A 14172-nucleotide genomic window follows, 5' to 3' on the forward strand; every position below is an offset into this window, starting at 1 on the left:
GAGTTTTTGTTTGCATTATGTATATTGAAAAAAGCATACCAAATCGGCATTAGCTCAAAAATAATTTCATAAAAACCTGTTTATCAGAATAAAAAAGAAGATACAAAAATTTAAAACGGCTTTACACACTGAAGAAAAAATGTGTAATTTACACAAAAAGCATATAATTTTTACACACATTAAATGTGTATTTTTGAACTTTCAGAAAAAAGAAAGGCTATCACCCCGACAGCCTATTCTCTAATAATTTAATTAAAATCTAATATAGCATGAAAAAAACTTAGATTGTGGAACTCCCGTCCCATCAAACTAGCGACCACTAAGGTACTGCAATATCAGAAAACGCACAACAACTTTAACCTTTTATTAACTAAATCTAATTTACAAAACAATGTAAAAATTTAAAAATCATATAATTAGAAAATAAGTTTTTTAGTTTTTTTTCTCTACCAATTCCAATTCAGAAAGAGCGACTAAAGTGGTAAACATTCCGTAATTAACAACAGCTTTATCTTTTTCAATTTTATCAATACTTCCCACGCTTCGGCTGTCTTTAATCCGCACTCTATCATTCACTTTCAAGGCTCGTTGCATTTTTTCTTTGGCAACCTTTTCTTGTTTTATTTTTTCTTTTTTCTCTGTTTTCTTCTGAATGCGAATAACCTCCATTTCTTTTTGAACTTCAGATTCGGTTTCTTTTTTCTGCTGCTTTTGTTTAGCCTTTTCTAGCTTGGAAAGTTGCTTCCGTTTGGCGTTTTCACTCTCTATAATCCTCAGAATATCAGAAACTAAAGCTCGTTTTTTACCATCATAAAAGTAACGTTCGGCAATCTCATCAACTTTATTTCCTAAGTAAATCATTTTTTGATTTTGGTCGTACAATTCCTGATAATTTACTAATTTAGATTTTATTTTTTCATTCAATTCCTCCAAACGTTTAGCTTCTTCTCTGGCTTTTATCTCTTCATCTTTCAGATTTTCAGTAGTTTTTTCCATTTTGCTACGTTCTTTCTGCAACTTAGCTATGGTAGCATCAAAACGCACCTTTCCTTTTTCGATTTTTTTCTTTGCTCGATTTATAAGTCCAAACGGAATTCCATTTTTCTGTGCTACTTCAAAGGTAAATGAGCTACCCGCCTCACCTACAATGAGTTTGTAAATAGGTTCTAACGTCTTGTCATTGAACAACATATTAGCATTGGTAGCATTTGGAAGCTCATTGGCAAGAATCTTCAAATTAGCATAATGCGTTGTAATTACTCCAAAAGCCTTTCTATGATAAAATTCCTCAAGAAAAACTTCTGCCAAAGCTCCACCTAATTCGGGGTCACTTCCCGTTCCAAATTCATCAATCAAAAATAGCGTATTAGCATTACATTTCCTTAAAAAATAATTCATATTTTTAAGTCGATAGCTATATGTACTCAAATGATTTTCAATAGATTGATTATCTCCAATATCAGTTAGTATCCGCTCAAACAAACACATCTTTGAACGATGATGAACAGGAATAAGCATTGCACTTTGTAGCATTAACTGTAATAACCCTATGGTTTTCAAGGTGATACTTTTCCCTCCTGCATTAGGACCAGAAATAACAATTATGCGTGATTCGTCGGAAAGTTGAATGTTTTGTGGATAAGTGACACTTCCTTTTTTCAAGTTATTCAAATACAACAAAGGATGATAGGCTTCTTTCAAATCCAAAATACGTTCGTCAGTGATTTCAGGAAGTAAAGCATTCATACTCAAAGCATATTTTGCCTTTCCATAGATAATATCAATCGCTGTGATATAACTTTGGTAATCCCTAAAAAGTGATACGAATTCACTTAAAAATGTAGTGAGTTGCTTTAAAATTCGTTGTATTTCTTCCTTTTCGTCATAGAGCAAATTGGTAAGTTCGCGTGAATACATCTCAGTTTGGCGTGGCTCGACGTACACGATACTACCTGTTTTTGAGCTTCCTAAAACAGTTCCCTGAATTTTTCTTCGATACATCGCTTTAACAGCAAGTACACGACGATTTTCCACCACCGTTTCGCGAATATCATCTAAATAATCAGAAGCATTGTATTCAGCTAATGCTCGATTGAAACTTTCGTTAATTTTACCTTTTAACTGATTGATTTCCTTACGAATATTAGCTAAAACAGGTGATGCTTCATTTTTTATTTCACCAAATTTATCAATGATTTTTTCAACGGCTTCTACAATTTCGGTAGTGTACTCAATGCTCTCCGAAGTTTGATGCAATATAGGATATAATTCTTTGAACTTTCTGAAAAAAAGAATGTGTGTATTTACCGTTTGCGACAATGTGTAAAGCTTTCGAATACCTGCAATTTCGAGTGTAGTATTCTCAATTTGAAGAAGTTTAATTTCGTGACTAACTTTTTCACAACTATGAGCAGGAATCACGTTATTGTTCTGGAAAGACGACAAATATTCATTGGTTTGTTGCAACGCAAAAAGCAATGTTTCTTTATCCTGAAAAGGTTTGATTCGCAAGGCGTATTTCTTACCTAATTCGGTTTGGCATATTTCGGAAACTTGATGTAATACTGTGCTAAATTCTAAATCTTCAAGTGTTTTTGAATGAATCATTTATGTTGTTGTATATTGAATTGTTTTATAATTCCAAATTATTTTTTACCTTTGTAGGTGAATTGATTGGCAAAAGTATTAAAAAAATGGAAGTAAACATTCATTCAAGCTGGAAACCTCATTTAGCAAACGAATTTGAGAAAGATTATTTTAAAAACTTAGTCGCTTTTGTAAAAAATGAATATTCAAGGGGAATTTGCTATCCCAAAGGAAGTCAAATATTTTCAGCTTTTGAACATTGCCCATTTGAAAATGTGAAAGTTGTCATCATAGGACAAGACCCATATCACGGTGCAAATCAAGCTAATGGACTATGTTTTTCCGTACAAGATGGAATAGAACATCCTCCTTCTCTTGTAAATATTTTCAAGGAAATTGAACAAGATTTGGGCATTCCTTACCCAGCAAGTGGCAACTTAGAAAGATGGGCTTCACAGGGTGTTTTACTCCTAAATGCTACATTAACGGTTCGTGCTAATCAGGCTGGAAGCCATCAAAATCAAGGTTGGGAAACGTTTACTGACTCAGTTATTCGTGTAGTTTCAGAAAAAAGTAATCAAGTTGTCTTTTTACTTTGGGGCGGATATGCCAAGAAAAAATCAGCATTAATTGACGCTTCAAAGCATTACATATTAACTTCTGGGCATCCATCACCTTTGAGCGCCAATAGAGGATATTGGTTTGGTAATAAACACTTTAGCAAAACAAACGCATTTTTGGAATCAATAGGAAAGAAAGGCATTTTGTGGTAATAAAAAAGCTGACTTTTAGGTCAGCTTTTATTATTTTTTACTACTTAGAATATTTGTTTACTTTCCCTTGTGCTTTTATCAACTTAAGATTCAAATTATTGATATCTTGTTGCTTTTTAAGAATTTTTCCTTTGTACTTAGCCTCATCATTAGGTGAAAGATTCCCTTTGGCTTTCTTCACATTGTACTTATTTTCTTCTCGAGCTAACTCATTCTCTTTCTTTTTGATTTGAGTTTGTATTTTCAGAACCTCCTGATTAGCTTTTGCTAAATTTTGTTTGTTTTTTTGAGCTTCTTTTTCTGCTTTCTGAGCCTCCTTTTTAGCTCTCTCTTCAGCTTTTTTAGCTTTTTGTTCTGCTTTTTCTGCGTCTTTTTTAGCCTTCTCTTCAGCTTTTCTGGCTTTTTCTTCAGCTTTCAGTGCTTTTTCCTTCTGTTTCTGAGCCTTTTGTTCAGCTTTCAGCATTTCTTTTTCAGCTTTCAACTCAGCTTCAGTTTTGGTAACAGGCAATACTGTTATCAGTGTATCCTTTGGAGTTGTATTTTCCTGAGCAAAAGATATTTGCACTAAAAACAATCCAATAATAAATGTGTAAAATTTCATTTTCATCTACCTATATTTAAATTATACGGCACAAATATAGAAAATAAAACAAACCGAATTATAATATCACAAAACTTTAAGAATTTCATTATCAACAAATCAATAAAAATATGCAATTAATTCTTCTCGAATTACTCATTTACAAAAAGTTAGATTCAACGTATCCATAAATAAAACATTTTCACTTTTTTATTTATTTAACAATTTAATTATTTATCTTTTACAATAACTTGTATCCTAAAGAATAATATACTACCTTTGGCGTAGTTTATCCACTTTTTAAACTTATGAAAACACTCATCAAAAATGCAAATATTGTAAATGAAAATCAGATTTTAAAAGGTGACTTGTTAATCAACGGAAATCGTATTGAGAAGGTCGCTTCTGAAATTTCTGCCAAAAATAATTATAAAATTATTGACGCTAACGGAAAGTATTTACTACCAGGAGTGATTGACGACCAAGTCCATTTTCGTGAACCTGGACTAACTCATAAAGCCAATATTGCAACAGAAAGTGCTGCTGCCATAGCAGGAGGCGTAACAACATTCTTCGAGCAACCCAACACATCTCCACAAACTACAACTATAGAACTTTTAGAAGAAAAATTTGCCATCGCTTCCAAAACGTCTTTTGCTAATTATTCTTTCTTTCTCGGTGGGACCAACGATAACTTAGAACAGCTCAAACAATTAGACCGAAATGCTTGCGTGGGCATAAAACTCTTTTTAGGTTCTTCAACAGGAAATATGTTGGTGGATGACGAAAAAACCATCGAAACCATTTTCTCAAATATTGACTTGGTTATTGCCGCACATTGTGAGGACGAGCAAACCATTCGCCGAAATACAGAATTATACACCCAGCGTTATGGCGAACATATACCAATAGAAAACCATCCACTTATCCGAAGCAGTGAGGCTTGTTTTTTATCCTCATCAAAAGCCATTCGTTTGGCAGAAAAAACAGGAGCAAGATTACACGTTTTTCACCTTTCTACAGCTCAAGAAACAGAACTTTTCAGAAATGACATTCCTCTGAAAGACAAAAAAATAACCGCAGAAGTATGTGTTCATCATCTGTGGTTTTCCGATGAAGATTACAAAAGCAAAGGTAACTTCATTAAATGGAATCCTGCTGTAAAAACTTCCAACGACCGAGAGCAGTTGTGGAAAGCACTGCTTGATGACCGATTGGACGTAATCGCAACAGACCACGCTCCACACACCCTCGACGAGAAGAAAAACACAATTTATTCAAAAATCCCGTCAGGAGGACCATTAGTACAACATTCTCTCGTAGCAATGCTTGAAAATGCTCGAAAAGGGAAAATCTCTATTGAGAAAATTGTAGAAAAAATGTGTCACAATCCAGCTATTTTATTCGAAATCAAAGAACGAGGATTTATTCGTGAGGGTTATTATGCTGATTTAGTTTTGGTTGATTTGAACAATCCTTGGCAAGTAAGCAAAGAAAACATATTGTACAAGTGCGGCTGGTCTCCTTTTGAAGGCAACACATTTCATTCAAAAATAATTGCTACCTTTGTCGGCGGAAATTTAGTTTATGAAAACGGAAAAGTAAATCCAATTCCACAGGGAATGCGTGTTACTTTCAATCGATGAGTTTTATGAAATCAAAGTTTTTTTATATCATATTTGTACTTTTTTTAGTTTCTTGCGGACGAAATATCGTTTCAAAACCAGAAAAATTACTTTCAGAGAAAGAAATGGAGAGCTTAATGTATGATTTAGCTGTTTTTGACGCCATAAAAAGTGTAGATTATCAATTAATGGACACAATAAGTTTCAATGTTAATGAAATTATTTATAAAAAATACGGAATTGACAGCCTTTCTTTTGCTGAAAATATGGTTTATTATGCTTCTTTCCCTAAAAAGTATGACAAAATAATCAAAAACGTAGATACATTGCTACAGAAAGAACGCGATAAATTGTCAGAAAAGCCAAATGAAACGGAAAAACTCCTTTCTGATGAAACAATCCCAACTATTGATTCATTGGAGAACAACGAACCTTTAAAATAGTTAAAACATTGGAATCCAAATTACTACAAGAAGCCTTTTTATCTTGGACATTTCCACTTTTTCTTTTCATTTTTGTGATAATAGCCCTTTTGAAAGCTACTTATCCACATCATTTTTCAGAATACCTGAAACTTCCTTTTAACAATAAATACATCATTATTTACGAAAAAAAAGAACGCAAAGTACAACTCTTCACAGTGGTTTCTTTCTTTTTGCAGTGGTTTTCGTTGAGTTTATTTTTCTACATTTGGGGACAATTTTTTAAAATAAATCTTTCTCTCAGCACGGGCTTTCTTTTTTTGGATATAGCCTTAGTTATTCTATGTTTTCTGATTTTAAAATTATTTATTCAAAAAGGGATAAGCTATTTATTTGATTTAAAAGGATTTAGCAAAACTTATATTTTTAGCCGAATTGCCTACTCAAGTTATGCTTCCATCTTTATAACTACTTTTTTGTTTTTCTTGATGTTCTCAACTTCTTTGCGTGAAATTTACTTTTATATACTTCTAACTATACTACTAATTATCAATATTTTAGGGTGGATTAACATAATTAAAATAAATCAAAAAACAATAAAACCATACATTATTTATTTTATTTTGTATCTTTGCACCTTTGAAATAGCACCCTATGTGTTTTTAATCTGTAAAAGTAATATTTTATAGAAATTAATTTGCTTTATTCATATCTTTTATAGAATATGATTTAGCTTAGATGAACAATAGAACAAACTTATGAAAGTAAAGACAATTTTAGTTTCACAACCAGAACCTAAGATGGAGACTTCTCCTTATGCTCAAATTATTGAAAACCAAAAAGTAAAAATAGATTTTATTCCTTTCATTAAAGTTGAAGGAATGACTGCCAAAGACATTCGGATGCAGAAAATTGACCTAACAAAATTCTCTGCCATTATCTTAACCAGCAGAAAATCAGTAGACCATTATTTCAGAATTGCAGAGGAAATGCGTTTTAAAGTTCCTGACACAATGAAATATTTTTGCCAATCCGAAACGATTGCCTTTTACTTACAAAAGTACATAACTTACAGAAAAAGAAAAATATACGTGGGTAAAAAAGAATTTTCGGACTTGTTACCTATCCTGAAGAAATACAAAGATGAAAATTTCCTATTCCCGTGTTCAGATGTGCACAAAGCGGACATCACAAAATCACTGAACGACTTGAAAATCAAATGGGAAAGAGCTATTTTTTACAAAACTGTTCATTGTGATTTGTCAGGAATAAAAGATTTCAAATATGATATTTTAGCTTTTTTTAGCCCTGCAGGTATTGAATCTTTATTTAAAAACTTTCCTGATTTCAGCCAAAAAAAGACGCGAATTGCTGTGTATGGCGACTCTACACTGAAAGCAGCACAAGAAGCTGGACTCGTTATTGATATAAAAGCACCTTCGCCTGAAACTCCGTCAATGACAATGGCTTTGGAACAATATATCAGCAAGGTAAACGGAAAAAAATAGCTTAAAACTTCACATACAATCAATTACTCCCAAATACATACACCCAAAAAGTTATGCATTTGGGATTTATTTTTATATCTATTTGCCAAAATTATAAGCAGGTTAAACGCTAAACAAAACTAAGTCAAAAAACATTGGTAATCAGTTAAAAATTTTATACTCTCCTGCCTTTCTTTTTGTTGAATAATTTGGAAGAAAAAATCATTTTGAAACATTTATTTCCGAATATATCGATTACAAAACTCATACAATCAATTATTAGCACATCATATTTTTGTTAAATACAATCAAACAAACCTTTATAACATCATTTTACTTTTAATAATGGTAGAACTATGAGTTTTCGTTCAGAAATAAACTTCAGAATTAGAAAAAATAAAACAAAGTACCACAAACAAAATTAAGAAATTACAAAAACAACATAAATCTTCAAATTTCTGTTACCACATAATATAAAAAACATTTTTTTATTCAATAACAATTTGTAATTTTGTGGCATTATAATTCACAAAACTTATTGAAATGAAAAGAAGTATCACTGCACTTTTGGCTATTATTTTGCTTCAGTCGTGTGAAAAAAAAGCACCTGAATATGTAGTTATTTCAGGAAAATTCACAAGTCCGCAAGAAGAAAAAATTACCGTAAGAAGCCACGACTTTGAAAAAGAAATTAGCATCAATGCCGATGGGTCGTTCTCTGACACACTGCACATTACACACAATGGCTCATACAGAATAGGACGCCAATATGTGTATCTGCACAAAGGTAAAAACTTATCGTTCGAAGCAGAAAATGAGACGATGGATCCCATCACATACACTGGCGATTTGGCTGTAGAGAACAATTACTTAGCTCAGAAAGAAGCAACAATTCGTGAGGATTTAAAAGCCTTAGGAAAACACATCTATTCGCTTGAAGAGACCGAGTTTGTAAACAAAGTTAACGAGCTGACAAACAAACAAAAAAAAACACTCAACAAAATCACACCTTCTGTAGCTGATTTTAAAGAAAATGAGCTAAGAAGTATTGAATACGGAAAAGACCTTTGGCTTACAAATTACGAATTCTATCACGGATATTTTATCAAAAATAATGACTTTAAAGTTTCGGAAAACTTCCCTAAAGTAACAACATCTGACTTTGACAACGCTGCTGACTTTGATTTTTCACCAAGATATGTAGATCTTTCAATGTTAAAATTCAGAGAAAATGTAAACGCAGATTTGAAAAAGAAAACTGAAGGAATTGCCGAAGGAGAAGCTAACGAAAAAGAAACTAAAAATATCTATGATGACATTGTTATCGAGAATTTTAAGAAAATAAAAAGTAGAAACATCAAAAACAGCATCGCTTCGTCTCAAATAATGAATGCGGGGCTTCCAAGTGCAAAAGTTCTCAATTTCTTCTATGAGGATTTAACTAATAACATTGCAAATGAGAGCCTGAAAAAAAATATCAACGAACGTTACGAAAAAATCAAAGCCTTGGAAGCTGGTAAGCCATCGCCTTCTTTCAACTTTGAAAACCACAAAGGCGGAAACACTTCACTGGAGGATTTGAAAGGAAAAGTAGTGTATGTTGATGTTTGGGCTACGTGGTGCGGTCCTTGCATTGGTGAAATACCTCATTTAAAAGAACTCGAAAAGCAATATCACGGAAAAAATGTAGAATTCGTGAGCATCTCGGTTGATGAGAAGAAAAACTACGAAAAATGGAAACAATTTGTTACTGACCAAGGTTTGGTAGGTACGCAACTTATTGCAGATAGCGACTGGAAATCTGATTTTGTGAAAAACTATCTTATTACAGGTATCCCACGTTTTATTCTGATTGATACCGAAGGAAAAATCGTTAGTGCAGATGCTCCAAGACCTTCCGATAAAGAAATCGTTGAGCTTTTCACTCAATTAGGATTGTAATTCAAGCAATACTTTTTGAAAAAAACAAAACTCGACGTTTGTAAAACAAAAAATTGGATAATTTTCTTGTTTACATAAAAAATCAAGTTAAGTAACATTCACATAAAGTGGTTTACTTAGCTTGATTTTGTTTTTTAAGTGATTCATTTTAATTGAGGTTGTTGCTTGTTTATTCCGAAGTGTCAGGCTTTTGTTTGGAACGACTTAAAATTAAAGAATCATCAATAAGTTTGTTTAATACCGCAACAAAAGTACTCGCCTCTACCGATGGAATAGCAATGCTTTGCGATTGGGCTCTCAAGGCAATTTCATCATAAATCAGATTGGTTTCCTTACGAACCTTTTTCGTGCTTCCTGTTTCTTTGGAAGATTGCACAAAAGTTCGGTCACCCATTTGTTTTTCAAAGTCTTCGTTTAGCGTTTTTAGGTGTTCTAACGTTGCTGTAAGCCCCAGTGTAGCAACATCTTTCGCATTTTTGTCCGATGCAAGGTCGCTTAACAATGCACGAATAGCAACCGACTCTTCGTTGTACTCCATTGTAGGTACATTTTTGTAATTCTTAGTTGCTTCATACAAACTTTCGGACGCTTCTTTACGTTTAACAATGTGTGACTTACGCTCATTACGAATACTTGCCAACAAATATCTAACGATATTATCTCGTTCCTTATCCAGCTTCATTAATTCTTTGGTTTGCTGTTCGGAACGATTTTCGTACGCCTTTTCAGTTAAAATTTTGATATTTTCCTGAAACTTTTGGAATAACTTTTCACTGATTTGCAGTTTTTCCAGCGTAGTAGTACGAACCAACTTTTCCACTTCAATCATAAAGTGCAAATACTGAGCATTATTTAACCTCGTTAAATAAATGTTTTTAATTTTTACCAATTTTTCCATTTTGATTAAATTTACAATTATTTAATTTTTAAACCACAAAAAACAAGCCATTTTGTATGTTATTTTGTTAATTCACAATATTTTAATACTTTCTCTCTTTTTCAAAACATAATTTTATGAAATATAAATCAGGAATGTTTTTAATTCTTTTTAAAAAAATGTTTTTGAGCTTAGATTGCAGAACGTCTCATCTTAAAAAAAGTTTTTGGAATAAGATTATATACAATCTTATCTGAAAAAGTTTTTTTTATGCAAGATTGTATACAATCTTTCTTGAAAATTTTTTATTCATAAAAGATTGCTCATCATCTTATCTAAAAAAATATTTTTCTAATACATTTAAAATTAAATCATAATAAAAAAGACATAAATAACCTTACTTTTATAAAAAACAACACCATTCATAAATAAAATAATGAATATACAAGTATATTAACCTCAAATTTTGTAATCCTGACAGACATAAATACGATTTTACATCAAAAAATATGATACATCTTTGTAAAAATTTAAAGTAAAGAGAAGAATTTTCATTGTTTATGCTTTTTTCTTATTTTAGCACCAAAATTTTAGTATGCAATCTTCATCTTCTTATACTATTTATAATGCTTCTGCAGGTTCTGGGAAGACGTATAGTCTTGCCAAATCCTATTTAAAAATTATCTTATCGAGCAAAAATCCTGAGTTATTCAGAAGTTTACTGGCTATAACCTTTACCAACAAGGCTGTTTTTGAGATGAAAAACAGAATTATAGAATATCTCACGTTATTTTCAGATGAAAAGAGCCTTTCCGAGCCTGATGCAATGTTTGATGAACTTTGTAAGGAGCTAAAACTTGCACCAATGGAGCTAAAAATGCGTTCGGAAGACATTCTCAAACACATTTTGCATAATTACGCTTCTTTTAATATCAGTACCATTGATGGTTTTAATCACCAGCTTATTCGTAGCTTTGCTTTTGATTTGCGACTAAACCAATTTTTTGAAGTTCAGTTAGATGCAAAGACATTATTACAACGTGCTGTTGATAACTTATTAAATCTGGCAGGAACTGATGATGAATTAACAAATTTGCTTACAGAATTTTCAAATGATAAGATAAAAGAAGATAAAAATTGGGATATCAGCAATGAGCTTTTCCGAGTAGCTAATATGCTAACTAATGAAAATCATTACTGGCAACTCAATACTTTAAAGAAGAAAGATTTAGAAGATTTTAAAGCCCTGAAAAGAAATTTATTCAAGAAAAAAAATGAATCAATTTCAATAATAAAAGAAACAGCCGTTGCATTTTTAAATCTGTTAGATGAAAATAATTTGGATAAATCTGCTTTTAAAGGAGGTCATGCATATAATTTTTTTAAAGGTATTGATGAAAATCCTGAAAAAGAACTTAATTGGGGAGCTGCGTGGCAAGAAAATTTAGCCTCCGAGCCTTTGTATGCAAAAACCAATGCAAAAAACTTAAACACAGATTTAATAGATAGCCTTCAGCCACAAATTTTCTCTTACTTTTCAACTGTTAAAGAGGCTTTTGGATTGTTTAATTTCTCAAAAAATGCACTTAAGTTTGTTGTGCCTTTGGCATTGCTTAATCGTATCCAAAACGAAATAGAGCTTATAAAAGATGAAGAGGATATTTTACCAATTTGGGAATTTAATGGTGTTATTTCCAGCGAAATTTCTTCTCAACCAGCTCCGTTTATATATGAACGCATCGGGGAACGTTACAGGCATTATTTTATTGATGAGTTTCAGGACACTTCTGTTTTGCAATGGAAAAATCTTATTCCGCTTATTTTAAATGCTGTACAGAGTGAAAACGTTACCAAACAAAAAGGTAGTTTGTTATTGGTAGGAGATGCTAAGCAATCCATCTATCGATGGCGTGGAGGTAAAGCAGAACAATTTATGAGTTTGTACTCCAACGAAGAAAATCCTTTTTTCATCAAAGGGCAAACCATAAATTTGGAAGATAATTACCGAAGCCTTGAAACTATCATCAATTTCAATAATCATTTCTTTAGTTTTGTGGCAGGTAAGTTTGAATCAGAAAAATACAGAGCGTTGTACTTAAATGCTATGCAGAATTATCCTGAAAGCAAACGAAATAAGTTTTTACCAGAAGGATATTTAAGCATTCAGTTTGTAAACTTGGATACAACCGATTCAACAGAAGATTTTGAAGAAATCCCTTCAGAAGAAAGTAGTCTTTTTGATATTTTCACAGAAAGAGAAATCACATACTGTAACGCTATTTTTGAAGCAATCAATCACGCGAATCAATCAGGAGCAGAAGACAAAGATATTACCATTTTGGTTCGCACAAACAAAGAAGGAGCTGCTGTTGCTTCTTTCTTGTCTTCAAAAGGAAGAAATGTTATTTCTCCTGATTCGTTATTGCTTAAGAACATTGCTTCCATACAATTTTTAATCTCGTTGTTACATTTATTGTATAATAAAAATAGTCAGGAGCTTAAAGTTAAGATGCTTTTTGAGTTTGCAGGACTTAAAGGTATCGAACAGATACATCAATTCATTACAAAATATATAGAGGAGCCTATCGAAACTTTTTTCGATGACCACAACTTTTCTGTGAGCAAATTTCATTCGCATTCTTTGTACGAAGGAATTACTTTGATTATAAATTGTTTTGATTTATCAAGAAAATCGGATGCTTACTTAACGCATTTTCTGGATTTGATATTCGATTTTAAAAATACACATAAGGGCGGACTTGCAGAGTTCTTAACATTTTGGGAGGAAGAAAAAGAAAAGTTAAGTATTAGTCTCCCAGAAGGATTGAACGCTATTACTGTAATGACCGTTCATAAAAGTAAAGGTTTATCAGCTCCCGTCATTATTTATGCCTTTGCAGATAGTAAACTCATCGAATCGCGTAACCAAACGATTTGGTATCCTGTTTCAAACAAAGATTTTAGCGGATTTGATACTCTTTTGATAGAAACAAACAAATCTCTTATAAATTTTGAACCCCAAACAGAGGAAATTATTCGTCAGCATCACGAGCAACATTTGTTAGACCAGATTAATGTGCTTTACGTTGCAATGACACGCCCAGAATCTTTTCTGTATGTAATCACATCTTTGCCAAAAGCTGCCACGAAGAAGAACATCAAGTCCGACACAAAAACAGAAACCTATGGTTCTCTTTTTAAAAGTTTTATCGAAATGAAAGGGCAATGGAATGATGATTTCTTGAGATACGAATTCGGAAATCCTATTTTTCCTATTAAAGAAAAAAAACAAACCTCAACTACAGAAGGATTAATTAATTTTCAAAAAGGTTGGACAACACCTAATTACAAAATAGCTACGGGAGCTTCTCTGCTATGGGATACTGCCCGAAAAGAATCTATTGAGAAAGGAAACTTAATGCACGAGCTTCTTGCAAAAGTGGTTTATCATTCTGATTTGAAATCCGTCTTGAAAAATGCTTTGGCAGAAGGTATGCTAACCGATGAGCAGTACAAAATTGTTTTGGAACAACTTTTAAAATTAATCCAAGATAAAAAAATCAGTGAGTTCTTTTCTGAAAATTATACCTATTTCATCGAAAGAGAGTTTATCGATAAATCAGGGAAATTCTTTCGCCCTGACCGAATTGCATTCAACCCGAAGAGCAAACAAGCTGTAATCATCGATTATAAAACCGGAAAGCCCAACGACAAGCATCATTTACAAATGCGAAACTATGCTCACATTCTATCCGATTTGGGTTGGGAAGTCATCGGAAAATATTTAATTTATCTGGACGAGGAAAAGATAGTAAAGAGTTAAAAATGAGATATTTTTTTCTCATCACTTTTCTTTTATTTGAGTTTAATACATATCTTTG

The 14172-nt window shown here is 32.3% G+C and carries 10 protein-coding genes; 7 read left to right on the forward strand and 3 right to left on the reverse strand.

Features of this window, described 5'->3' with window-relative positions; translation table 11 throughout:
• Positions 1–432 precede the first annotated feature (432 nt).
• Complete coding sequence (locus tag YW9_RS0105640; RefSeq protein ID WP_018279217.1) at positions 433–2607, reverse strand: endonuclease MutS2; 2175 nt, start codon at positions 2605–2607, stop codon at positions 433–435.
• A gap of 86 nt (positions 2608–2693) precedes the next feature.
• Here YW9_RS0105640 and YW9_RS0105645 point away from each other — a divergent pair, with 86 nt between their 5' ends.
• The gene (locus YW9_RS0105645; protein ID WP_026193851.1) at positions 2694–3359 is read left to right on the forward strand and encodes a uracil-DNA glycosylase; all 666 of its coding nucleotides are present in this window, start codon (positions 2694–2696) and stop codon (positions 3357–3359) included.
• A gap of 40 nt (positions 3360–3399) precedes the next feature.
• Here the strand turns inward: YW9_RS0105645 and YW9_RS0105650 are convergent, their stop codons facing one another.
• Positions 3400–3966: a hypothetical protein gene (locus YW9_RS0105650; RefSeq protein ID WP_018279219.1), complete on the reverse strand. Its 567-nt coding sequence runs from the start codon at positions 3964–3966 to the stop codon at positions 3400–3402.
• A gap of 281 nt (positions 3967–4247) precedes the next feature.
• Between YW9_RS0105650 and YW9_RS0105655 the strand changes: the two genes are divergently transcribed.
• The 5 genes from YW9_RS0105655 (at position 4248) to YW9_RS0105675 (ending at position 9414) form a co-directional block, all read left to right on the forward strand.
• Positions 4248–5585 carry a dihydroorotase gene (locus YW9_RS0105655; protein ID WP_018279220.1) on the forward strand — a complete coding sequence of 446 codons (1338 nt, stop codon included), beginning with the start codon at positions 4248–4250 and terminating at the stop codon, positions 5583–5585.
• Between the two features lie 5 nt (positions 5586–5590).
• The gene (locus YW9_RS0105660) at positions 5591–6007 is read left to right on the forward strand and encodes a DUF4296 domain-containing protein (protein WP_040353839.1); all 417 of its coding nucleotides are present in this window, start codon (positions 5591–5593) and stop codon (positions 6005–6007) included.
• Between the two features lie 8 nt (positions 6008–6015).
• Positions 6016–6675, forward strand: a complete 660-nt coding sequence (locus YW9_RS0105665) for a DUF4271 domain-containing protein (RefSeq protein WP_018279222.1) — start codon at positions 6016–6018, stop codon at positions 6673–6675.
• Positions 6676–6744: 69 nt separating this feature from the next.
• Positions 6745–7494: a uroporphyrinogen-III synthase gene (locus YW9_RS0105670; protein ID WP_018279223.1), complete on the forward strand. Its 750-nt coding sequence runs from the start codon at positions 6745–6747 to the stop codon at positions 7492–7494.
• A 522-nt stretch (positions 7495–8016) separates the two neighbouring features.
• Complete coding sequence (locus YW9_RS0105675; RefSeq protein ID WP_018279224.1) at positions 8017–9414, forward strand: TlpA family protein disulfide reductase; 1398 nt, start codon at positions 8017–8019, stop codon at positions 9412–9414.
• Positions 9415–9583: 169 nt separating this feature from the next.
• On the opposite strand, the gene YW9_RS0105680 is transcribed toward YW9_RS0105675, so the two are convergent.
• Positions 9584–10312 (reverse strand): DUF6261 family protein, encoded by a 729-nt coding sequence (locus YW9_RS0105680; RefSeq protein WP_018279225.1) that lies wholly within the window; start codon positions 10310–10312, stop codon positions 9584–9586.
• 574 nt (positions 10313–10886) lie between these two features.
• Between YW9_RS0105680 and YW9_RS0105685 the strand changes: the two genes are divergently transcribed.
• Entirely contained in the window at positions 10887–14114 is a 3228-nt protein-coding gene (locus YW9_RS0105685) for a UvrD-helicase domain-containing protein (RefSeq protein WP_018279226.1), read from the forward strand.
• The last annotated feature ends 58 nt before the right edge of the window (positions 14115–14172 follow it).

The organism is Capnocytophaga cynodegmi DSM 19736 (genome assembly GCF_000379185.1).
GTDB lineage: Bacteria > Bacteroidota > Bacteroidia > Flavobacteriales > Flavobacteriaceae > Capnocytophaga > Capnocytophaga cynodegmi.

Coding starts and splice junctions, on each gene's coding strand:
- YW9_RS0105645 (WP_026193851.1), top strand. CDS start 2,694: ATGGAAGTAAACATTCATTCAAGCTGGAAACCTCATTTAGCAAACGAA.
- YW9_RS0105655 (WP_018279220.1), top strand. CDS start 4,248: ATGAAAACACTCATCAAAAATGCAAATATTGTAAATGAAAATCAGATT.
- YW9_RS0105670 (WP_018279223.1), top strand. CDS start 6,745: ATGAAAGTAAAGACAATTTTAGTTTCACAACCAGAACCTAAGATGGAG.
- YW9_RS0105680 (WP_018279225.1), bottom strand. CDS start 10,312: ATGGAAAAATTGGTAAAAATTAAAAACATTTATTTAACGAGGTTAAAT.
- YW9_RS0105640 (WP_018279217.1), bottom strand. CDS start 2,607: ATGATTCATTCAAAAACACTTGAAGATTTAGAATTTAGCACAGTATTA.
- YW9_RS0105675 (WP_018279224.1), top strand. CDS start 8,017: ATGAAAAGAAGTATCACTGCACTTTTGGCTATTATTTTGCTTCAGTCG.
- YW9_RS0105650 (WP_018279219.1), bottom strand. CDS start 3,966: ATGAAAATGAAATTTTACACATTTATTATTGGATTGTTTTTAGTGCAA.
- YW9_RS0105660 (WP_040353839.1), top strand. CDS start 5,591: ATGAAATCAAAGTTTTTTTATATCATATTTGTACTTTTTTTAGTTTCT.
- YW9_RS0105685 (WP_018279226.1), top strand. CDS start 10,887: ATGCAATCTTCATCTTCTTATACTATTTATAATGCTTCTGCAGGTTCT.